This is a genomic window from Anaerobacillus alkaliphilus, assembly GCF_004116265.1.
Taxonomy (GTDB): Bacteria; Bacillota; Bacilli; order Bacillales; family Anaerobacillaceae; genus Anaerobacillus; species Anaerobacillus alkaliphilus.
Genome location: NZ_QOUX01000001.1, coordinates 657,859 through 678,678, shown reverse-complemented (window position 1 = coordinate 678,678; position 20,820 = coordinate 657,859). Strand labels below are relative to the sequence as shown.

38 protein-coding genes and 1 pseudogene are annotated in these 20,820 nt (G+C 35.5%); 2 read left to right on the top strand and 37 right to left on the bottom strand.

Annotated features, from left to right (window positions below; genetic code table 11):
- Nucleotides 1-18: 18 nt before the first annotated feature.
- The 26 genes from DS745_RS03770 to DS745_RS03665 all read right to left on the bottom strand — a co-directional run bounded on the left by DS745_RS03770 (nucleotide 19) and on the right by DS745_RS03665 (nucleotide 13,528).
- Nucleotides 19-282 carry a hypothetical protein gene (locus DS745_RS03770; protein ID WP_129076856.1) on the bottom strand — a complete coding sequence of 88 codons (264 nt, stop codon included), beginning with the start codon at nucleotides 280-282 and terminating at the stop codon, nucleotides 19-21.
- A 44-nt stretch (nucleotides 283-326) separates the two neighbouring features.
- Nucleotides 327-704 (bottom strand): hypothetical protein, encoded by a 378-nt coding sequence (locus DS745_RS03765; RefSeq protein ID WP_129076855.1) that lies wholly within the window; start codon nucleotides 702-704, stop codon nucleotides 327-329.
- Nucleotides 701-853, bottom strand: a complete 153-nt coding sequence (locus tag DS745_RS24500; RefSeq protein WP_161568169.1) for a hypothetical protein — start codon at nucleotides 851-853, stop codon at nucleotides 701-703. The genes DS745_RS03765 and DS745_RS24500 overlap by 4 nt, the downstream gene beginning before the upstream one ends.
- Before the next feature lie 10 nt (nucleotides 854-863).
- Nucleotides 864-1,979 (bottom strand): hypothetical protein, encoded by a 1,116-nt coding sequence (locus DS745_RS03760; protein ID WP_129076854.1) that lies wholly within the window; start codon nucleotides 1,977-1,979, stop codon nucleotides 864-866.
- 10 nt (nucleotides 1,980-1,989) lie between these two features.
- The gene (locus tag DS745_RS03755; RefSeq protein ID WP_129076853.1) at nucleotides 1,990-2,529 is read right to left on the bottom strand and encodes a GNAT family N-acetyltransferase; all 540 of its coding nucleotides are present in this window, start codon (nucleotides 2,527-2,529) and stop codon (nucleotides 1,990-1,992) included.
- A gap of 185 nt (nucleotides 2,530-2,714) precedes the next feature.
- Nucleotides 2,715-3,554, bottom strand: coding sequence for a hypothetical protein (locus DS745_RS03750; protein WP_129076852.1), 840 nt, complete (start codon nucleotides 3,552-3,554; stop codon nucleotides 2,715-2,717).
- A gap of 516 nt (nucleotides 3,555-4,070) precedes the next feature.
- Complete coding sequence (locus tag DS745_RS03745; RefSeq protein ID WP_129076851.1) at nucleotides 4,071-4,286, bottom strand: hypothetical protein; 216 nt, start codon at nucleotides 4,284-4,286, stop codon at nucleotides 4,071-4,073.
- 177 nt (nucleotides 4,287-4,463) lie between these two features.
- Nucleotides 4,464-4,889, bottom strand: coding sequence for a GNAT family N-acetyltransferase (locus DS745_RS03740; protein ID WP_129076850.1), 426 nt, complete (start codon nucleotides 4,887-4,889; stop codon nucleotides 4,464-4,466).
- A gap of 72 nt (nucleotides 4,890-4,961) precedes the next feature.
- Nucleotides 4,962-5,180, bottom strand: a complete 219-nt coding sequence (locus DS745_RS03735; RefSeq protein ID WP_129076849.1) for a hypothetical protein — start codon at nucleotides 5,178-5,180, stop codon at nucleotides 4,962-4,964.
- Between the two features lie 75 nt (nucleotides 5,181-5,255).
- Nucleotides 5,256-5,720, bottom strand: coding sequence for a hypothetical protein (locus DS745_RS03730; RefSeq protein WP_129076848.1), 465 nt, complete (start codon nucleotides 5,718-5,720; stop codon nucleotides 5,256-5,258).
- A gap of 18 nt (nucleotides 5,721-5,738) precedes the next feature.
- Nucleotides 5,739-6,221, bottom strand: coding sequence for a hypothetical protein (locus DS745_RS03725; RefSeq protein ID WP_129076847.1), 483 nt, complete (start codon nucleotides 6,219-6,221; stop codon nucleotides 5,739-5,741).
- 159 nt (nucleotides 6,222-6,380) lie between these two features.
- Complete coding sequence (locus tag DS745_RS03720) at nucleotides 6,381-6,905, bottom strand: P-loop nucleotide/nucleoside kinase family protein (protein WP_129076846.1); 525 nt, start codon at nucleotides 6,903-6,905, stop codon at nucleotides 6,381-6,383.
- Nucleotides 6,906-7,158: 253 nt separating this feature from the next.
- Entirely contained in the window at nucleotides 7,159-7,557 is a 399-nt protein-coding gene (locus DS745_RS03715) for a GyrI-like domain-containing protein (RefSeq protein ID WP_129076845.1), read from the bottom strand.
- 71 nt (nucleotides 7,558-7,628) lie between these two features.
- Nucleotides 7,629-7,874, bottom strand: coding sequence for a hypothetical protein (locus tag DS745_RS03710; RefSeq protein ID WP_129076844.1), 246 nt, complete (start codon nucleotides 7,872-7,874; stop codon nucleotides 7,629-7,631).
- Nucleotides 7,875-8,046: 172 nt separating this feature from the next.
- Nucleotides 8,047-8,358 carry a YciI family protein gene (locus tag DS745_RS03705; RefSeq protein ID WP_241657701.1) on the bottom strand — a complete coding sequence of 104 codons (312 nt, stop codon included), beginning with the start codon at nucleotides 8,356-8,358 and terminating at the stop codon, nucleotides 8,047-8,049.
- A gap of 62 nt (nucleotides 8,359-8,420) precedes the next feature.
- Entirely contained in the window at nucleotides 8,421-8,585 is a 165-nt protein-coding gene (locus tag DS745_RS24495) for a hypothetical protein (RefSeq protein ID WP_161568168.1), read from the bottom strand.
- A 25-nt stretch (nucleotides 8,586-8,610) separates the two neighbouring features.
- Entirely contained in the window at nucleotides 8,611-9,183 is a 573-nt protein-coding gene (locus tag DS745_RS03700) for a hypothetical protein (RefSeq protein ID WP_129076843.1), read from the bottom strand.
- A gap of 75 nt (nucleotides 9,184-9,258) precedes the next feature.
- On the bottom strand, nucleotides 9,259-9,567 hold the full coding sequence (locus DS745_RS03695) for a putative signal transducing protein (RefSeq protein ID WP_161568167.1): 309 nt from the start codon (nucleotides 9,565-9,567) through the stop codon (nucleotides 9,259-9,261).
- A complete protein-coding gene (locus DS745_RS03690) occupies nucleotides 9,560-9,811 on the bottom strand; it encodes a DUF6366 family protein (protein WP_129076841.1) in 252 nt (83 codons plus the stop codon). Before DS745_RS03690 ends, DS745_RS03695 begins: the two co-directional genes overlap by 8 nt.
- Nucleotides 9,812-9,898: 87 nt before the next feature.
- Nucleotides 9,899-10,111, bottom strand: coding sequence for a hypothetical protein (locus DS745_RS03685; RefSeq protein WP_129076840.1), 213 nt, complete (start codon nucleotides 10,109-10,111; stop codon nucleotides 9,899-9,901).
- 45 nt (nucleotides 10,112-10,156) lie between these two features.
- Complete coding sequence (locus DS745_RS24490) at nucleotides 10,157-10,294, bottom strand: hypothetical protein (RefSeq protein WP_161568166.1); 138 nt, start codon at nucleotides 10,292-10,294, stop codon at nucleotides 10,157-10,159.
- 87 nt (nucleotides 10,295-10,381) lie between these two features.
- Complete coding sequence (locus tag DS745_RS03680; protein WP_129076839.1) at nucleotides 10,382-10,804, bottom strand: hypothetical protein; 423 nt, start codon at nucleotides 10,802-10,804, stop codon at nucleotides 10,382-10,384.
- 90 nt (nucleotides 10,805-10,894) lie between these two features.
- Complete coding sequence (locus DS745_RS24375; protein ID WP_153188167.1) at nucleotides 10,895-11,146, bottom strand: hypothetical protein; 252 nt, start codon at nucleotides 11,144-11,146, stop codon at nucleotides 10,895-10,897.
- Between the two features lie 352 nt (nucleotides 11,147-11,498).
- A complete protein-coding gene (locus tag DS745_RS03675; RefSeq protein ID WP_129076838.1) occupies nucleotides 11,499-12,248 on the bottom strand; it encodes an NAD(P)-dependent oxidoreductase in 750 nt (249 codons plus the stop codon).
- Complete coding sequence (locus tag DS745_RS03670) at nucleotides 12,245-12,898, bottom strand: DUF4386 domain-containing protein (protein ID WP_277750900.1); 654 nt, start codon at nucleotides 12,896-12,898, stop codon at nucleotides 12,245-12,247. Before DS745_RS03670 ends, DS745_RS03675 begins: the two co-directional genes overlap by 4 nt.
- Before the next feature lie 246 nt (nucleotides 12,899-13,144).
- Entirely contained in the window at nucleotides 13,145-13,528 is a 384-nt protein-coding gene (locus DS745_RS03665; protein WP_129076836.1) for a hypothetical protein, read from the bottom strand.
- A 167-nt stretch (nucleotides 13,529-13,695) separates the two neighbouring features.
- Here DS745_RS03665 and DS745_RS03660 point away from each other — a divergent pair, with 167 nt between their 5' ends.
- Entirely contained in the window at nucleotides 13,696-14,118 is a 423-nt protein-coding gene (locus tag DS745_RS03660) for a hypothetical protein (RefSeq protein ID WP_129076835.1), read from the top strand.
- A gap of 22 nt (nucleotides 14,119-14,140) precedes the next feature.
- Here the strand turns inward: DS745_RS03660 and DS745_RS03655 are convergent, their stop codons facing one another.
- The 6 genes and pseudogenes from DS745_RS03655 to DS745_RS03630 form a co-directional block, all read right to left on the bottom strand.
- Nucleotides 14,141-14,458, bottom strand: a complete 318-nt coding sequence (locus tag DS745_RS03655) for a hypothetical protein (protein ID WP_129076834.1) — start codon at nucleotides 14,456-14,458, stop codon at nucleotides 14,141-14,143.
- Between the two features lie 58 nt (nucleotides 14,459-14,516).
- The gene (locus DS745_RS03650) at nucleotides 14,517-14,987 is read right to left on the bottom strand and encodes a 2-thiouracil desulfurase family protein (RefSeq protein ID WP_129076833.1); all 471 of its coding nucleotides are present in this window, start codon (nucleotides 14,985-14,987) and stop codon (nucleotides 14,517-14,519) included.
- 17 nt (nucleotides 14,988-15,004) lie between these two features.
- Nucleotides 15,005-15,379 carry a hypothetical protein gene (locus DS745_RS03645; RefSeq protein WP_129076832.1) on the bottom strand — a complete coding sequence of 125 codons (375 nt, stop codon included), beginning with the start codon at nucleotides 15,377-15,379 and terminating at the stop codon, nucleotides 15,005-15,007.
- Nucleotides 15,380-15,395: 16 nt separating this feature from the next.
- Complete coding sequence (locus DS745_RS03640) at nucleotides 15,396-15,848, bottom strand: GNAT family N-acetyltransferase (protein WP_129076831.1); 453 nt, start codon at nucleotides 15,846-15,848, stop codon at nucleotides 15,396-15,398.
- Complete coding sequence (locus DS745_RS03635) at nucleotides 15,845-16,051, bottom strand: hypothetical protein (RefSeq protein WP_129076830.1); 207 nt, start codon at nucleotides 16,049-16,051, stop codon at nucleotides 15,845-15,847. The genes DS745_RS03640 and DS745_RS03635 overlap by 4 nt, the downstream gene beginning before the upstream one ends.
- 96 nt (nucleotides 16,052-16,147) lie before the next feature.
- Nucleotides 16,148-16,474, bottom strand: a pseudogene (locus tag DS745_RS03630) (hypothetical protein); the annotation flags it as partial.
- 370 nt (nucleotides 16,475-16,844) lie between these two features.
- Here DS745_RS03630 and DS745_RS03625 point away from each other — a divergent pair.
- Nucleotides 16,845-17,741, top strand: coding sequence for an SDR family oxidoreductase (locus DS745_RS03625; protein ID WP_129076828.1), 897 nt, complete (start codon nucleotides 16,845-16,847; stop codon nucleotides 17,739-17,741).
- Between the two features lie 32 nt (nucleotides 17,742-17,773).
- Here DS745_RS03625 and DS745_RS03620 read toward each other — a convergent pair whose 3' ends face one another.
- From DS745_RS03620 to DS745_RS03600, 5 genes are all read right to left on the bottom strand, one after another.
- Nucleotides 17,774-18,214: an NUDIX domain-containing protein gene (locus DS745_RS03620; RefSeq protein ID WP_129076827.1), complete on the bottom strand. Its 441-nt coding sequence runs from the start codon at nucleotides 18,212-18,214 to the stop codon at nucleotides 17,774-17,776.
- 3 nt (nucleotides 18,215-18,217) lie between these two features.
- A complete protein-coding gene (locus tag DS745_RS03615) occupies nucleotides 18,218-18,541 on the bottom strand; it encodes a nucleoside triphosphate pyrophosphohydrolase (protein ID WP_129076826.1) in 324 nt (107 codons plus the stop codon).
- A 2-nt stretch (nucleotides 18,542-18,543) separates the two neighbouring features.
- On the bottom strand, nucleotides 18,544-18,903 hold the full coding sequence (locus DS745_RS03610) for a VOC family protein (RefSeq protein ID WP_129076825.1): 360 nt from the start codon (nucleotides 18,901-18,903) through the stop codon (nucleotides 18,544-18,546).
- A 327-nt stretch (nucleotides 18,904-19,230) separates the two neighbouring features.
- A complete protein-coding gene (locus tag DS745_RS03605) occupies nucleotides 19,231-20,304 on the bottom strand; it encodes an ABC transporter substrate-binding protein (RefSeq protein ID WP_129076824.1) in 1,074 nt (357 codons plus the stop codon).
- A 42-nt stretch (nucleotides 20,305-20,346) separates the two neighbouring features.
- Nucleotides 20,347-20,811: an ABC transporter substrate-binding protein gene (locus DS745_RS03600; RefSeq protein WP_129076823.1), complete on the bottom strand. Its 465-nt coding sequence runs from the start codon at nucleotides 20,809-20,811 to the stop codon at nucleotides 20,347-20,349.
- Between the last annotated feature and the right edge of the window lie 9 nt (nucleotides 20,812-20,820).

The following is a 20,820-nucleotide window of genomic DNA, read 5'->3' as shown; positions in this document are numbered from 1 at the left end:
CAAGCAGGAGCACCACTTTTAATGATATAATTTCTTAATTTGATCCAGATCCTCTATAAACATACTCGTTTCTTCCTGTGTCAACCTTAGAGGCAATTGATCATACAAAGTAATCACCTGTCCATCTTCCTCGTTTTTGTGAAGGGTAAGGTATTGATAGAGAGTATCTAATTGATTTTTACGTAGCGTAGATCTTGTTAAAAAATGTTTGACTGACTCTAAGGAAAACTCATTCATCTGCTCATCAAATTCTCCAGAAATAATTGACCCTGTAACTTTCATAGATGCAACTCCTCTACATGGTTTGTCTTAGTTTGTCCCAAAAATTACTCATACACAAACTCATGTTCAAATCCGTAGGTATCGTTCACATAAACAGATAACAAAAAAGTAATTTGCGATGTAAGGTACAAGACAGTTCGAACACCATGTGATAGCGGCATCAGCCTTGAGGCTTGAACATACCAACGTTCACCTTGAGTTGCTACTGCACTTAGCTGATGGAAAATTGGGTTAAGTTTGTGTCCAAAAGGCAGAACAAATCCATTAGGTTGTTGTACGGTTGCTTGTAGGTGAGTCAACCAGTCGGTTAAAAATCTAATTTTTTCCCCATCGATCGTGAAATCCTCAGTCTTATATAAGTCTCCTCCACATTGAAACAGGATCTGTTGCCATCTTTTCAGCTCTGTCTGGAATTCAGTCATTTCATTTCGATTTGACCTAATAGAGCAGTCGCATGATAGATTTCCCCATTAATAAACCGACATAAATCATTTGCATTGCCATCCGACTTTTCAGGACGAATAGTCTGAACGGCTATGTAGCTTGCACAAAGAAAATCACCATATATCATTGTTTGCTCCTTAGTTACTAAACTTATCATCAATGGTCATCAGACCATCGCTAAATACAACTTCTATCTGATGTTCTTTTCCTTTTTCGTTCTCAACAGTAAAAACAAATCCTTTTTCATGACGAACCGCAAGATCAACATTGCCGAAATATTTCTGATAGCTAGCAATTCGGTCTTCTGCTACTCTTTCTGGTCCTCCATCCATTGGTTTAATAAATTGTCCAAGTTCTTCGACATTTTTAGTCACAATGAGGTCTACATACTTTGTTACCATTTCTTCAGCAAACGGGAAATACCTTATGTAAGGATGGTTATAATAGATATCACCATTACCCTCATAGCGAATGAGAAACACATTAATCCCTTCATGGTCTTCTTCTCCATCATCATGTAAGACAAATTCAAATTGACCATCGATCGAATTTGCCGGTCTGTCATTTAGTTCAACTTCTAGTGAAGGTAAGTCAAACGTCTGTTCAAAACCCTCAATCATTTTACTTACATAAGACAAGTCATAGCGAGAATACAAATTCGAAGATTTAATGAGTGCTAGTAATTGTTCCTCATTTTTATGTTTTATCGCATTGATGAAATTCCTCGCTGCATCTAAGGCATGACCTGAGTCATGATAGTAACCAGATATCCCGTCATTTCGACTCTGACCAACAACTTTCCAATCCCCATTTATTTTTTCTAAAAGAAGCGTAATATAATTAACTTCTAGAACATCATTACTCTCCGCTGCATAATCGATACATTCAATATTGACCTCATTATAAGTACCTTTATATTTACTTTTTGCCACTTTATAATCAGCTTTTCCATCGCTATATAGTAATGAGGAAAACTTCTGTTTCTCACATGTTTGGATATACTCTTTAAATTCTTCCCAATCTAGAGGTTGCCTAATTATTTTATAAACAGAGTTTTCAGTATGTTCTCTCCATTCCTCTTCAGTAATCACATGTACACTTTGACGTTTATCTTGATGTGCTTCTTCTACTACCATCCCAGCAACTTTGTAAGGCTGTTTAAAGGTATCTTTGATAAACCAATATCTCCCTCCGAAAAAAAGGATTGTTACGACAAAGATAAAAAAAGGAATAAGTAAAAAGTTTCGTTTCATCTTTCCTCTCCTATTCATGCAAATTGTCAAAACGAAAGATCAATTTCATTCCATCAAACGTCTCACCGAGTTCTTCTATGTAGTTTCCATTCGTATAGGTACACACAGCTCTTCGCCAAAACTTCTGCCCTGCAATATTGGCCTCTAAATGATTCGTAAATAACTCCCATTTCCCTCTATGTTGATCAAATACTAGGTGTGCTGCCTTTTCCGCGATCCCTTTTCCACGATACGGTTGAAGTAAGAAAAATTCATTTACAAAATAATCAATGCCTTTGTTACAATAGGGTGGCGTTGCAATTAGGATAAAACCTGCAGGTCTTTCGTCGACCCTAATTAAGTAAGGAAACAATACACCAGGTTTTTCCCACCAGATATTTTGAACCTCGTACTGTTCACTCAATGTCTTCACATCATCCGTATCTTCGTAAATCCCATGCTGATTTGGAAGATGGCCATAATGACCTGATAAATCATGTAAATAAAGTGGGTATAAGTTCTTAATAATATATGAAGTATCTATATTCGTTAATTGAATTTCGATGTGCATGTAACAACTCCTTTGGTTTTCATATGCCTTTTATACTATTCTGTAAAACTACATATTTCTCCTTTTTTCATATAAAAAAGCATTACTGTGGCCAGTAATGCTTTTTAAGCTTCATGGTATTATTGCAAGGGTATAGGTATAATAGACCAACTGTAAGACTGGTACTTTTATCTCTTATAGCCTTACTATTTCATTTCTTTCAAATAATGAGCAAGTGCTTCTTCCACAATTTGTGTCAATGTTATCTCTCTATTCTTAGCTACGTCCTCGAGACTTTGAAGTAATTCATGATTAATCGTAATCGAAAGATTATGTGCTACAGATGTTTGCGACTCCCACGTCCCTATCATTTTTCGAAAAATTTCAATTTCAGTCGTTGATAAAGGTGCAATAGGTTGGGATAACTCTTTTGCTTGTGGAACATTTACTGGAAAATTAATCTTTTCAAACTCTTCTTTTAATTTATCTACTTTCATTCCACGTTTCTCGAGTTCCTCAAAGGATATCTCTTCATTTTGCAATTTCTCAGCTAACAGTTTTACCAATTTTGTTCTTTCCTCAACTGTCCAAATGTTAAAGAGGTTATCATATCGATAGCCCGCATGCTTTAGTTTATTTCGTATGTTCGGTGCTACTAATTGAAACTTCACTTCAGCTTGCTTCATCGTATGACCTTCATTTAAGTATGTAACAATGTCTCTAGTGACAGTCGCATCTAATGCAGTGTCTACAACCTGAAACATTGGATTGTCGATGCTGTTATTCTTACTCGTCTGATCGTCTTTTTCTAACCAACGCTTATGTTCTGTATCATAGCTATAACCCAAGTCCTCTAACTTCAATTGTAATTTAAAGGCAAAGCTAGCCTGTTCTCGCTTCTTAACAAATTCACCCGAAACGTCAAATAGGGTTTCACCCTGATTTAACCGTTTAACAATGGCAGCTAAAAAGTCTTTCTCCTCTACATCGATCCATTTTCGGAAAAATAAACTAAAATGTGTCTTCTTGAAAACAGCAGTATTCAATTTATTTCCCCCTTTCCCCTAGAAAAATTTGGCTTTATTTACTATTGACGTTATTAATAGGGGAAAGTTTCAAAATTACATTTTTTTTTTTGCAGGCGGACAAGTTACCTGTCCCCCTGTCCCACTCCTTACACTCAATAAGGAATCATCGAATTTTTCTATGAGCCATTTTCAACGCACCTTACAATCAATAAGGATCATAGAACTCTTCTATGATCCCTTTTAAACACAACTTACAATTATTAGGCTTAACCCCTCCTAACGTTTCCATGACACAAGGATAGAAAAGGTTTCACCTTCCCATTCTCCCATATTAATTTCCTTTAAATTATCATCGAGAATGATCGGAATAAAACATACATGCTGATCGTAATTGAACAGAATATTATCATATGTGTTGCGAAACCCCAGACCACTAGCTCCACCTCCGACGTTCAAGTATTATTAAACTCTAAAAATCTACTACCCCACTTATGGAATAATCTTGAGTGGATGATGTCAATGCAAATTCCCTGTTTATAGTTTTTCAAGTTTATTAGCGATATCAGCAAGTATTTCATTTCTTTCTCGTTGAAGTTTTATAAAACTGATTGCAAACCAAACAATCACACCAATTAAAATAGAATATATCAAAAACGGCAAAATCGTTAGAAAATAAACCCCTACCCCTGCGATATTTATAATTAATAAACCTAGCACAAAAGCAAGACCAAATATTAATAGATATTTCATTTTTCTCCTCCTTGATTAGATATTAGGATATTCAACTTTAATTTAACACCATTTTCCAGCCAGAAGGAAAATGGGACAGGTACCTTGTCCCACTCGCAACAGTTCCTAGCATACTAAAGAAAAAGTTTATATTCAGAGAACTGGACAAGTTACCTGTCCCTCTGTCCAAATAGCTAATTAAATTTGCTTATAAAATCCTGTCGCGCTTCCTTCAAACCCTTTACGAAGATAATACTGGTGAGACTCTTTTCTTTCGGAACGATTCCCACTATTCAGGGTCATCATATTCGCACCTTTCTGCTTAGCCCAATTCTCCGCTGCATTTAACAGCTTACTACCAATTCCATTACCCCTGAACTCAGACTTGACCACAAATGCAATAATCCTTATATAACTCTCACTTTTTTCAAAGCGATGACATAAAATCATCCCAATCATTCCATGCAAATTCCCATCTTCTTCGTATACATATGTTTTATAATCATTTTTTGAAAATATAGTATACATTCTATTTTCCATCTCGCTACTTTCAGTAGGGTAACCCAAGTCTCCCATTAACTCAGCTAAACCCTCAACATCCTTCTCCCTAGCTTCCCTTATCAATTACTTCCCCCCCAATCTGATCATTTCCTTCATTAACTTTTAGTTCTACCAACTACCTGCTCCAAACTAGAATTAAGTTCTATGAATTTCATGATCTTTAACCCACTTTATCACATAGATAATTAAACTAAGGATCAAATATAAAATTAGAGTAATTCTCCCGAAATTTTCTATATAAAAAGGAATTTCGCTTATGTCTCTCTCCATGAGAAAATACCAGAATGCAGTGTTACCAACATGGAGTAATCCTAAAACTAAAATGATAATTGCTAGTTTTCTTAATGTTTTCATGTTAATCCTCCAGTTGATTGACTAAACAGTGCTATCAAATGTTTTAACTCGATAGCTCTTTATAATTTTAGGTATTTAATGCTTTACTTCAATTTCAAAAACAATATCTACTCGATCCCTAAAGTCCCATCTAGGATTTAGTTTATAAACATAGTTTCCTTCCTCCGCCGGGGTCGTAATATTGATCTCTTCTTTCTTTGTGACTTTCCACTTTTCTATTATCTCTCCATCAAACCACTTTTCTAGAAATACTTTCGAAGGCTTATCTACAAAGAATACCTCTATCGTAGAATTTGCTTTCACGACATTTGGTTCATCAAGTATAATATTTTGAGCAAGAACAACAGGATCTGTCGGCGTGTCTCCCATCCGTCTAATTATTATTCCGGTATAGTTAATCTTTTCTCCATTAACAATAATAAGTGGACTAACAGAAAAAGTAGTCCCATAGACAGTAGCGTAAAAATATAAAACTATTGGACTACCTATGATAATTAGAAACAAGATGATAAAATTTCTAAAGTACCTACTTTTCTCCAAACAACCACTTCCTCTATATTACTTGACAACTTCAATGATTAAACTGATCTCGTGTTCTATATCATTAATATTTATTAACGCATTAATTTGATATCTACCTGGAGATAGCTCTAGTTTACTTAAGAAACTGAATTCCTCCAGAAAGGATATATTTCGATAAAGTGTTGTTTCAGCTCCCACACTTCTAAACCCATAAGACTTCTTAAAATTACGATCTAAGCTCGTGACATTTACTATTTTGACAATACCTGCTCTATAATGAAAAACTTTCGTCCACAGTTTTAGACCTTGATATTTAGTTGTTGCCTTAATTAATAATTTTTCATCTGCAGTATATGTTTCTTTTTCGGAGATAAGAGTTATTGTATAATTATCTATTGTTTCTTTTGAGTCATGATACTGTTCAGGTGTATTTTTAAGGGCCTCATAAATAGTCCCGAAAAACAACCAAATAAATGCTGCAACTGTAATAAGGATTAGGAATATAGCCCATTTTTTCATACTTATTTCACTTCCTTAATTTATGGTCCTACAGATAATTAGAGAAAGTATCTTGCCAATGTTCTACTTCTTTCATTAGATATAAAGACACTCCTCTATTTTATCAAATTTTCCCAGTTTGTAGATAGAAATAAAGAGTTGCAAAATTAGCAACTCTTGTTACTCCATTATGTAATTAATAACGTCTTGAATATAAGTATCTAATGGTTTACCAGTGTTAACAATTAAACAACGATGATTGTCAGGCTTTTTACTATTTTCTATAGTATACGTAAAGCCTTCAAATGACTTTACCTCTTTAATTTGGCTGATCATACTTTCTCTATTTTTCAAACGAGAATTTATCTCGTTAAAATCATTGAGGTAGCATTCAATGTATTTGTATTTAACGTTATATCTTTCTGCCAAACTTGTTCCTTTACTAATCATTTCGTCATATAAACACGGGCTATCAAATATAACACTATGGCCTTGTGATAGATGGAATTCTATGAGTGACCAATCAATATTATAAGATATTTTGCCGGCAAGCCTTGTATCAAACTCTATATCATCAATGGACTCTAATAATGCAGTTTTTACAATATCGTGATCAACGATAACTGCTCCAGTTCCTCTTGAGATTTCACGAGCAAGTGTTGATTTTCCTGACCCCGGAAAACCTGACATTTGTACAAAAAACATAATAGGGCCTCTTTTCTTATTGTTTATTTTGAAGGGGCTTTTTCTATTTTCACAGTGAAGTCATTAATGTCTAAGGAATTTGAGGAAGCAACTTTATTTAACGACAACGAGAATTACGCTATTTACCTACGACAATCGCGCTAATATTAAATCTCATTTTCTATTGAATAATACCGTTGAACTAAACAATAATAAATCTGTTGTTTTACATCTTTCTTATTCATATAAGCTTCCCTTAATAAGCATTGTAAAACTATTTAATTGCTATGTGAATCTCAATTTGACCATTAGGATAGTATTTTTCAAAGTCAAATGAATAAGCTCTCTCCAAATCCCCTTTCTCTTCACGTTCCCATATTTTTTTCCAAGCGTTGAGTATCCCAAATTCTTCTGCAGTATCCACCTCAAAAATTTCATATTTACTTGTGTTAGGAATTTTTAGTGTGAGTTCGTTCTCATTACTTTCTATTGCTACACTTAAAGTATAATCACCTTTATAATCACTCTCATAATTATAATACAAACCATATCTAACATTATTGTAATTCTTCAATATACTGGATGCCTCTTTCCACATTTCTGTAATCTTATGCAAAATAGCGTCATCTTTGAAATTATTAGTTCTAACACTTCTAATAACTGTTAGATTCATTAAAATCCCCCTTCTCATTGGTTTTTATTTACCTCTTTCAACAAAATGCACAAAACGGAAAGGAATACATCTCAACGTAAATTCATTGCATTTTCATTTTTTCGCCTTATAATAATGAACAATGCACCAGATACCAAACCCCCTACCAAAACAGAAACCAGAGATTTAAAAAATACCATATGCTTTATGGTTTCAACAAAGTATTCCAACGGCGGAGCATCTAATTTAATTCGGAAATTTGGCAAATAACCAATTAATACATATGTACCGACAAACACTATAAAAAATGAAAATACAGAAATAACTACCTTCTTCATTGTTGTTTCTCCCCTAATTTTCAAATGACCATAAGTTTTAATTTTTCTTACTAAACAATCCTTTTTAAGTAGTTGAATAAAGATAACAAAACCATTTCTTTGACTGTCCTGTTGGTGGACAATTGCAGTCGGTTGTTTAATAAATATTAATTCCGTTTAGTTATGTTTATGATTATCCCATTCCCATATGGTTGTTTTCTTTACAAGAGAGTTCCCAGGTTCGAATTTCATAAGATTCTACTCGGCTAATGACGAAAGGATCTAATTCTGCAATTTCTTTAGCCTCTTCATAGGATTTTGCCTTGATAATGATCATTCCACCTTTATAATCCGAAAATGGACCGCAAAGTTCTAGCTTATTTTCACTTTCTAACTTTTTTAAGTAATGTACATGTTCTTTGATTAGTTTCTCTGTTAACTCTTTACCAGGATTTAAGGTTAGTAGTATTACAAAACGTGTATATAATCCTGTACGATTATTCAAATTAATAGACCTCCTAAAGACTTCTTAGAAACCAAACACTTTTAAAGTATAAAGTCTTCACTTCACTTTTCAATTAAACTGTCAATCTTTTCTTCCAATCTCTTTAGCCGTTTCTTATTTTCGATACTACTCCTAAATAACGATGCTATAAAAAAGATAATACCAATCCAAACAATGAAAATTAACAACTGGTAGATCACATTAATCCAAACAATATTCTCTAACATAGACTGTCTCCTCCCACAGTTCGTATTACTCTTCTTTATTCTTCAAATACCTTTTATAAAGCGTTCGATACTTTTCCCCACCATCATATCGCAGTATGTCATATACTTTATTAATCTCTTCGACTGTTACTTCTTCTGAATTTAATAAGTTATGTGCTTCAAAAACGTCTTCATATAATGCTTCTAACAAGAAGATTAGCTCTAGCTGAATTTCACCATCTTGCCAGACACCATCATATGCATGTTTACCATTAATTAATCCCCCATTTAAAACTCCTTGGACATGAAAGGGAAATGTTCCTGCAATCGCTCCTTTTAACTCTTTATGAACGTAGAAACCTGCTTCACTTACGGTTTTTAACTCATAACCGGCTCTTTCTAAAAGTTTTACATAATGTTCATTTGTTACTGCGTTTTTCGGTTGTTCAATTAATGCTTCTATCGCTTCTTTAACCATTATCACTCGCGAATGTAAATGTCCTGCGTATTCCTGCAAATTGTTGTCGTTTTCTTTTTTAACATTGTAATGTAGTATGAAAGACAGAGCTAAACCAAGGCTAAGAATAACTAACATGATATTTCTCCAATTTTGAATCAACTTCATCCCACCAATACCTATAATATAATTTTCATGGAATTATCTTATGTTTTCTTAAGGGCTCCCTTCCATTAATTACCTATTCTCTTCTAGTAATCGTTTCGCTCTAACTAAATCTTTTTCCTGTACCATCAACTTACGTATAGAACCCTTGTCACCAATATAATAATTTCTAACCGCATGATTGGTCAGAGCATCGTCAAATTCAACTCTTGATTTAATCCCATTATTGGATAGCACACGCTGAAGCTTATAAATGTTTATTTTATTAACATCCGAATGAATGATAACAAACCACTGTTCTTTATTAATTGTGGTTTTAAACTTTAAGAAAAGACCTAACCCTATTACAAGGATAAACAGGAGAAACCAAGCATTAGCCAATGACTTCACCAACTTCTCGACAACTATTTTCTACTGAGGAGCTATCAACCACATTGGAGCATTGAGTAACAAGTAAAAATCCAACAATTAGTAGAATTAGAGTCACAATTTTAGTTAAGCATCCACCCCTCATTAACGCACCAGGATCTCCTGCCATTGATCGGTTTACAGAGTCGGCAACATTCGCAGTCGGGTGTCTTTCCCAATCCTTTACTCTCATTTTATCCTGTTCATCTTGACTCATTTAATCACCTCTTCTACAATACGGATCAAGGTACATTTGAGTTTCAGTCATTTGACACATCCCGCTAACACTTTGAAAAGTCCAATATCATAAATTAGCTTTAATTGTTTCCAAGACTTTATTAGTTGTCCACATCGATAGCACTACTGATACAACAACCATAATTGAAGAAATAATTAAAAGATAGATCGTAGCAAAACCACCCATTAAAAATTCTATCAAACCAGTTATTAACGAAAAATACCAAAAGTAAATGACAAAGAAGACAACAATTAACAAGCCTTTTAAAAGTACCTTCACTACCAATCAACTCTCTTTTAGAAAAATGATCATGTTTATTTAGGATTAAACACAAAGCTCATTATTTTCACTGACACCTCTAGAGCAGCGCCCTCGAATTTCAACATTTTCAATGTACCAAAACCCATTACCTTTTTTCATCGTTACTTTCATATCTTCTCCAGCAATAGAATCATCAAACACACCATATCTCAATATATATCCATGAGCACTGTTTTCATCAAGAAGTTCAATTCTAGTAGTTATCTCCCAAACTTCTAGACCTAGCCATTAACTAGTTTCTACCTCACTCATCCAAGCTGATATTAACAATCCTGGTGTTTCCCAAGTTTGATTAGGCACTGAGAAAGATTGATCAAATTCGCCATCCCATGATCGCCAATTTGTAGTGCCACGGATCCAACCATTTTCTTCAGCAAATGAAAAATCTATAACGTATTCCCACAATTGAGTATCAGGGTTATTCCATAATCTAGGGGCTATTTCTTTATCAATCTTGATATACTCCTTATCTTTTGATTCTTCAAGTTGCTGGTAAAGTGCCTGTAACTCGCTTTCTTTCTCTTCTAAGCGTTCTGAGATTATTTCTATCTCTCTTTCTAAGTTGGCAACACTTTCTTGGTCTACCACTTCATTCGAACAACCACTTAACAATAATGCTCCCAAAACTAAAATAAACAAATTCTTAATCATAAGAACCTCCCACAATATATTTATAGAGTTCTTGGAAGAAGCCTTTTACCCTAGTTCTTTAGAGAAACTTAAATCACATGTGCTGCTTAACTAAAGAATATTGATCTGATCTTTCATTTTAATAATAACCAAGATATTAATTATCGATAACGTCATTGCTACTGTTACTGTAAACAACATTGCGTCTGTCGGAGTGAATGACCAGATTACTGCACCTAATAAATACAGCGTATAGATTGAGAGAATAGTTATACCTATCCATAACAAAGATTTAATTTCTTTAAGATAACCTATCAATGCGAGTAAAAATAAAAGGAAAGACACCACTGCTATTATTGCCAAACCATATTGTTCATCTCGCCAAGACGTAAAGGTATTAGCTAAGAACACGAAAGACATTAGAGCTAAATAGTATTTTACATAGATGATAATCCCCTCCAGTTCAAAAGAGTTTATCTAACGAGTACTCCTCCTTCCATTTTAACATTAATCCCCTCTTAATTTCCCAAAAAAATACAAAAAAGCCCTTCTGCTTTTTAAGTAAAGGGCTACGGATAGTATTAAAGATTATTATATTCAGTTATTGTATGTTCTCACCTTCCAGAAGAATATCAAACCAAAGCTGATTTAGTTCTTGTACAAGGTGTATTTTCTTTAACATCCGGTGAAACTGATTTTCTGCAAACAATCGCTTTCAAGTATTTCCTCCCTCTACTACTGAATTTTCATTATAAATAACAGGCATTTGCCCTTTCCATTGCTCCCACAATTCTTCATTGATAATTAATTCTGACATAAAATGAGCCACATTAATCCTACTAGTTTTTCCCGGATTAAAAATGGCACTTCTGATAGGTGAAGGAAATATAGAATACTTAGTTACTTCTTCTAAATTTAATAAACTATCGGGTCTAACTGCAATCCATTCTATTTCAAGGTTGTCTTGGCCAATTTCAACTCGTAAATAATCAGCTGCTTTTTCATTATCTCTGTGTGGCGGCACAAGCAATCTAATAATACCCAGAACACATTTTTCAGCCAAAGATACTGTTTCTCTTTGATTTTTATTACTATTGCCTGTTGTATTCATAAGAATATACTTAATTGTTCTTTGGGGCTTATTTTCTTTAATCGCATGACAAATGAGTTTAGTTACATCAGTTACCAATTTAAAAGGAGGGCCAAATATTCCACGTAGAGTTAGGTTATGTCCAAGGCAGGAGATCACAGCATCACAATCTTTAACATAATCTCTCATCTCAAGCTTGTTTATTTGTAAAACATTACCAACAGTTATAATAGATATATTTTGGTGAGATAGAATTGTTTCTGATAATTTATCTGGGTAACGAACAATCACTCTTACTTTCTCTCCACAATCTAGTAATTGTTTGACGACTAATTGTCCTGTTTCACCAGTTGCTCCCACTACAAGAATTGTCATAGTGTTCCCCCTTTTTGTTTTATATATGGATTGAACCCATTAACTATCAGGTAAACAGCTAAAATCAACTCCAATAGTGCAGTGGGCGTATTCATTATCAAGTATATTGGTGATACTATTTTAATTATGTCAAAGAACAACAGAATGGTTGCTATGAGTGTAGAAGTATAGCCAATAAGGCCCCAGATTGATAACCATTTGGGAATAAGTTTCATTCTAAAAAAACAATAATATAGGATTAACCCCCCTATACTCCACGGTAATATCATTCCAATATGATTTATCCAATCTCTACCTACTCTAAGCAATTCTCCTATAGTTTGAAAACGGGATGGATCTGGCTGAACCTCTATTACAAATCGTTGACTTATGAATAATAATAGTAAAAGAAAAATGATACCAATAAAAAGAAATACTGCTCCAATTATTCTAAATCCAAAGTATGAGAGTGCAAGACCTTCATTATATTTTTTAATAGTCGGATATAATAGTACCGCAATACACACATAAACAGCGGCCATGATAAATTGAAAAAATGCAGCCAGCAATACTTGCCCCTTGATAGTTGATAATTTGGTAAGGTAGTCCGGTTGCTCTAGAGCTGGAACCGATGATAATATGCCAAATATTATTCCTGTGATTAATAATATTCCAAATGTTATGGCAGTTTTTCTGTCGGTATCAATAATTCAACCCTCCTCATTTTACTTCCTCCTCGTATTTTAAGAAGAACTGAATAAATAATAGTATCCTAAATAATTTTCCATTATAATAATTTATAAAGTCATACCGCATACTTTCAGATACTTAATTACTCAATGATAGATAAGTTTCATAACCGTTACTTGATCCCCACCAATATGCAGTGACTTTCTTCAGATAAGATAAGAAAAAACTCATTCTATTTCCTCTTCAAAAAAAGCAGCAACTTCTTCAGGAACTTCAATAATATTGTAAATCAGATATTCATCTTTATCTCGATCATGCCGCAATTGTACCAATAATGCTTTATTATTTTCATATCTCACTAGAGTTAGTGTCGAGATGAAAGCTCCGTCCGTTTTTGTTCTCTTGATTAATTCATATTTTTCACGTATGAAATCCTCACTTCTCTGATCGTCAAATAACTTTTTAAAATCCTCATAAAATACTTCGTCCGATGCAGCGATAAAGTTCATCCCAGATGTGGTCATTCCCGGACTAGAAGTGTCAGGTAGTTCAGATTCGCCTTTACAACCGGACAAGATAATTAATAGTAAAACAAAAGCTACATTCTTCAAAGATAATCCCTCCAATAAATTCTACTACATTAAATTTAACATTAGTTCCCTTTTATTTGATACACGAAATGAAAAAGCCCCCACTTCTTTTTGAAATAAGGACCTAATACGTTGCTAAAAATAAGTTGGGTATTTTAGGTTATTCTATTACTGAGGTGAAAAAATATATGGTTCGGAAATCTGTACTTCTACTAGTGTTTATCACGATCTTTTTTAACTACTCAATAATCAATGCTGAAAACAATAAGCATGTTGAGATCCTGATTATTGAGAGCGATGAAATCATTAAATCGGTCCCTATAAATCCTAATATTCAGTCTGAAGTTGAACATATCATCAGTAAAATTGATGATGTTGTTAAGAAATTTAGACCTATACCAGACAAAGGGGTCTTGATGAAAATTCCATTAGAGCCGTCAATTAATATAAACAACCAATTCCTGAACACATTAATTGATGAGGTCATTATTATTATTCCTGAAGATGAAAATCCGTATCTGCTCGTCTTTGATGATGAAAACAGAAGCTGGTTTTTTACCTTCTCAACACCACTTAATAAATTACTAAAGACACTAAACGTTTCTCTTTAAAAGACCTTTTATGGTCTTTTTTTTACTTCGCTTTGTCCCGATATACTACCAGAGTTAGTACATTTAATGTGATCGTACCTATAAGTAGTAATGCCGAGACTATAGCGACAGCTTTATGTGTGTCCAATAGAGCAGACCAATCCTCGATGATTACTAAATGAGAGGTATAGAAAATTTGAAAACAGATGGAAATAGCACAAGCACTAAGACTTATGACTGAAAGTATCACCCACGCTTTATTGTCTTCTTTCTTCTCTCTACTGAGATTTACAATTGGAAGCGTCAAGGCAATCAATCCTAGTACGAGGCTTCCAACATTAAGCCATCCAAAATCTAACATATGTAAATTCTCCTTTTTATTAACTCTCTAGTTGGTTATTCTGTTTGTTTTTTGATCGTTAAGTAGTTTGGTCTTTGAGGGACTCTAGAAACTGTTCTTCAGAAATAACTGAATAGCCATGCCTTTTGAGTAATGCAGACGTCACTCCATTACCAACGACCTTTTCACCAGAAAATTCGCCATTATAAATCATAGAATTACCGCAGGAAGGACTAGTTTCCTTAAGTACCACCAAGGTTGCCCTGAGTTCTTGCGCCTTTTCTAAAGTGCGATAGGCTCCTTTTATATATAAATTTGTGACATCGGTTCCCGACTTGGTAACTACTCTTGCTTTACCATCCAGGACATCCCCTCCCTCCCCGCCGACAATTTCAGTCGGTTCTCTCGGGACTGAAAAGCCAGCAAGCAATTCAGGACAGACTGATATTGCTTGCTCTTCCTTTACTAGCTTGTTAATCTGACTATGAAGGCAGTGGGTCCCATCGTACCTAACCTCTAAACCAACCAAACAGGAACTTACTAATATCACTTGCAGACCACTCCTTTTTAATTAGTAAACAACCACTCTAATCTTTCATTTAATTCGTCATTTGATAAAAAGTAAAAGTCACCAATACTTGAGGTATCAAAAGAAAAAGTTAACGTTTCTCCTTCAAACAGCTTCACATAATATAAGTAACCTACCCTCCCTTCCTGATTTTCATCAGGAACAAAAGTGATCATTTGTATATCGTCCAGCCAACGTTGAATAACTTCCTCATCTACAATCGTTTTTAACTCGCCACCACCGTGTCTTATTTCAATTTTCGTGACAGCTGATAGATTACCAGAATATATTTCTGCGAATGTCTTTGGCTCTAATTTCTCGGTCGAGCAGCCAGTTATCAGTACAATAAACAACAAAAGAAAGACTTTTCTCATCTCCCCACTTCCCTCGCTACAAGTCTTGTGATAGACGAATCATATCCCTGCACTGAATTCCATTCTCGTATATCTCATCTTTATAGTGTCTAATAAAAAAGTCATGATCAACACCAATAATGCGAAATCCACATTTTTGGTAAAGGGCAAGCTGACCTATACTAGAGTTCCCAGTGCCAATTTCTATCGTTTTGTAGCCGGCTGCTCTCGCCTTATCAATGGCATCCATCACTAAACGTTTACCAATGCCTTTACCCTGTTCTTCCTCAGTAACAGCAACATTAACAAGTTCAACAGTTTGGGGTCTAGTAGGAAGTAAGACATAGGCTCCTACCACTTTTCCGTCTATCTCAGCTAAATAGCAATCGCCTCTTTTGAGATAATCTTCTATTAACTCTAGAGAAGGGTCTGCTAGTAAAAGCAAGCTTCTAGGAGCTTTTTCACTTAAACTTTCATTTCGTATAATCATAGTTTACCTCTGCTATGGATATGAAAATATAATTCTCTATTCTCATCTTCTAACTTCTCCATTCTAGCTTCAAGATCTTTAATTTTCTCTTCATACTCATTACTTTTAAATTGGTTAATTGAGCGGTCAATTAAGCTCTGGACAATCGCAATCACTAAACCAATTCCAGCTAATAATATTGGTATATAAATAAAACTCTCCACTCTTCGTCACCTCACCCCCCACTTTACCATAAATAACCAATAAGATTGATAAATTTCCATAAAAAAACCGTAGAAATCCATCTACGGTCTGAAGTCTTATTTTCTATTTTCTAACTCTTTCGTAATAACTTCCATAGTTTCAGTTAATTCCTCAGCCCAGTGATCGTTTACTTTCTGGAAAATAACCCGACCGTCGTTGTCGAGTAAAGCATAGCCTCTAAATGCCATATCTCCATTTTTCATATGTAACTTATCAATTAGCTTCAGGTCTGGGTCTGATACAAAAGGAAGACTTTCCCCAAACTTTTCCTCTAGTGCACGATATAACTCGTATTGTTCTTCTGGTGTATCGCTACTAATAATATACGTATTGACGTCTAACCCTTCTAACAACCCTAGGTTTTCATGCAACTTAACTAGTTGCTGTTGACAAAAACCTCAGGTGTAAGTAGTTAAAAAGAAGAATAAAGTTGGTTTATCCTGTGGAAAGCTAACTTCTTGGTTATCTTGGTTCATTAGAGTAATAGGTTCATTAATTTTAGAACCACACCCTGAAAGGAAAACTAAAATAAGAATCATAAAAAGATAGGTTTTGCGTTTCAAGTATATTCCTTCTCTCACACGAAATTTAACTTCTATTCTATAATTTATATCAATCAGTTACTTGTCGCAACAAGTATTTAATGTAAGTTATAACTCAATTGTATGGGACAACTTCTATTTTTATTACACATGAATACAATTAAGTTTAGGTTTAGTTGAAATTAAGACGCGTTTCGAAAGGAGCATGGTTATGTATCCTGTTTATGATTACTGGGGAAAAGAAAGAAAGTGTGAAGATGTACCACTTGCTTTTCCACCTCAACATCAAGACCACCATCCAGGCTTTGAATATAAGATGGTCCCTAGGCCTCTTTCCGAAAATCCTCATTACATCGGTAGTAGAAAGTTACAAGACAAAGTAGCCATTATTACTGGCGGAGATAGCGGGATTGGCCGTGCAGTTGCCTATGCGTTTGCAAAAGAAGGCGCAGACATTGTTGTTTCGTACCTTAATGAACATGAGGATGCCACAGAAACAAAGCAACGGGTCGAACAACTTGGAAGAAGATGTCTACTTGTACCTGGTGACTTGCAAGATGAAACAATGTCACATACAGTAGTTCAAGAAGCAATTCGTCACTTTGGCAAAATTGATATTCTCGTTAACAACCACGCAGTTCAGTATGTTCAACATAGTATTTTAGATATTACTGCCGAGCAGTTAGATCTAACTTTTCGTACCAACATTTATGCTTTTTTCTTTATGACGAAAGCTGCACTACCATACTTACAAAGGGGGAGCACAATCATTAACACAACTTCAGTTACCGCATTTGAGGGATACAAAGAAATGATCGATTATTCCGCTAGCAAAGGCGCAATCCTTACATTTACCAAATCACTCGCACTTTCTCTAGCCGATCAAGGTATCCGTGTCAACGGTGTGGCCCCTGGCCCTATTTGGACACCTCTAATCCCATCTTCCTTTTCCGCAGAAGATGTAAAAACTTTTGGCGTCGATACTACACCTCTCAAGCGTCCTGGTCAGCCGTTTGAAGTTGCTACAAACTTTGTCTTCCTAGCTTCTTCTGATTCAAGCTATATGACCGGTCAAACACTTCATCCTAACGGTGGAATAATGGTTTGATTGGTAAAAATAACCCTGAGAAATTGGCAGGGTTATTGATATTTTTTCCTAACAACAAGATGCGAAATATGAGTAGTGTCAGAAGTAAACACATCAACAATTCCTTCTGGATAGGTAGGCGTCTGTTGTAATTGCTCAATGGTACGCCAAACAAGTATTATATTTGGATCTTCATTATGAATGTAGACTTTGTCCCCGTCTGTGATTGTACACCAGTGAATGAGCGTGCATTGATGAATCTGTTCACCGTCTACCTCAACAATGCTCTCGTTAACAATCGCTAGTTTTTCTACTGTTGAACTGATGTTGTACTCTTCTACCAGCTCCCTCTTAATCGCCTCAGCAGCTGTTTCTAAAAATTCAACACTCCCACCCGGAAGTCGATAGAAGCTTTCATCTCTATCACATTGAACAAGAACTAGCCTCTTCGCTTTATCCCAAATGATTGCCTCCGCTCGCAATGTCGGTTTCATCTTTTAGTCCTCTACATCTATCAAAAATATTTGTTTTTCAAATCCGCCACGTTGTACTGCTTTGTTTTTTCTTATTTCTTCTAATTGGTTTGGGTTGGAGTGGTGAATATGTGTTAAGGCATGAATAACTTCAAGCATATCTGCTAATTCCTCAATAGCCTCACTGTCATTTGTCGCTTGTAAAAATTCATTCATTTCCTCAGATAGTTTTTTTACCAATTCTACTTTATATTCAGCCGTATCTAATGTACGAGTATGATAGTTTTTTCCTGTATTTTCAATAATGCTAGGAATTAAATCCCTTACTAGTTTGTTATATGTAGGCATGGCTATTTTCCTACCAGAACAAAAACATTCTTATCTGGTGCTTGCATAACCGCTACATGACCACCTAAGGCATTCGGGAATGGTGGGCGGATCCACTCAACTTCAGGATTAGCTTTTAGAATCTCATAGGTTTCCCTGACATCTTCAACAACAATTTCGGTTTCAGCAAAGTTCAAATTCGGGTTATTCTTCAAGACTAATTCTGAGTCTCCGTCAGGAAACCTCATACCTACGAACTTCCATTGCTTGCCCTCATCTTGGTACGTTTCCCAAGCTTTAGTTAGACCTAACGACTGGTAGAATGCTACCGAATTTTCCAGATCATCGGTATAGATTGCGACGCACTCGATTTTTTTCCACATACCTTTCATCCCTCCAATTAGAACAGACATTCCACCATAGAATAAACCAAATTTAGCCAAATTTTCAAGAGAAACTTTAGGCTGTTTTCAGTTAGAGGACAGAGAGGACGCTATTTTAGCAAATAACGCCTTTTCGGAAATTTCGCGGCCACCAGGGACGTTATTTGCCCAAAATCTATGAAAATGAGGCATAATCAAGCAAAATAACGTCCTCTCTGTCCGCGAAATCGAAAAAAACTAGTTTTTTCTCAAAATAACGGCACTGGTGTCCGCCAAACTTCTCCCAATTAAAAAAGTATACGATTTTCTGTCGTATACCAATTTCTATCATAATCGTCTCGACCAGTGGTCCTTTGTCACTTCGGTTTCGGTAAGTTCAAATGTGCTGCGTGAAGCACGAAATTGAACGTGCCGGTTTACCGCGTATAAATCCTGCGGGCAACATAGAAATAACCCTAACGCTTCCTTATAAACAAAACGATCAATTTCTTTTGCTAATTCTACTTTTCTCAGATCATTAATTTCACTACTATATGCCACAAACAATCTATTAAACTCTTCTAGTTCTGGGCCTAATCTTAATGCTCCATTCTCACCAAAAAATTCGCGGTGAATAAATGCAGGAATTCCTTCTGTAAATAAGGCAAACACGTCAACTAATAGCAAATCAATCTTAGGTATTCTTCTTTTTTCAGCGATTGCTTTGCGCCATTTGTGCTCTTCTGTTTCCTCAATGACAATTACCCTGACTTTTAATGAAAGAACCGTTTCAATTTCCTCTGCAATCACTTTCGCTGCATCTTCGTACATTTTTAGCACAGCGATCACGAATTCACGATCTTCAGGCCAGCCCACTTCACGAAGTAATTCTTTTGCTCGACTAGGGTTGTAAGGTATTGGTGTCACATCTTCTGGCATCTCTTTAGACCATGGTGGTACCAAGCTTGGAATTGGTGTTGCGTAGCCAAGAAAGCCTTGCCGGGCGACTCTCGATTGATTGATAGCCATGTTAAACGCTTCTCTTACTCTTCGGTCATTAAACGGTACATCAGGCTGAAATCTGTTAAACACCCCAGCAAAAACACGGTCTGTATTCACCTGAACTAGGTTCGCATACGGCGAATCAATTACTGCCGCTGCTTGTTTCGGTTCAATCATTGTGACAATATCGACTTGTCCCTCCGTGTTTATACAAAGCAAAAGTGCTTCTTGCTTACTAAGATCATTCCGAAAGATTACCTCGGAAAGTTTTGGCCCTCTTGGTTTATTCCAATAATCTTTATTTGCCTGCAACTGAACCATCGGAGCACGAAGCTCTTCAACAGTAATCCAAGTTGCCTCAAACGGCTCTTTCTTAATAATCGCTTGCTTATTTTCTAATGATGAATATCCTTTTTGCAAAATAAACGGTCCGGTGCCCCACCGACCTGGTGCATCAAGAATTCACCAACGACCTTCCCCACTACCTTCTCGCGCATAGCCAAACCCTAGACTCTGCCAAAATAACTCATTCCCCATATGAACAGCCCTTAACTTCACTAGCGCTAATCCATCTGCCTTTGGAAACAGAAAGCGAACGGTATAATCGTCAACAACATCTACAGTTGTTTCCCGTGGAAGGTTCATCCACGTTCCAGGCGGATGTGGCGCAAACCACCGCTGTTCCTCAGAAAAACTTCTTACAAAGCTATCCGCATTAAAAACCTCACCATTATGGAACGTAACCCCTTTACGAAGCTTTACTTCTAATGTCGTTTCGTTGATCCAAGTAAACTCACTTGCCAACGACGGTGTTACATACCCTTCGCGATCAGCTCTTACTAGTTCCTCCATAGTATGAAAGAGTACAAAAAGCCAATTTAAAGGAGAAGGATCGACAACATAAACTTTTCCTACTGGTACGCTCATTTTATCCCT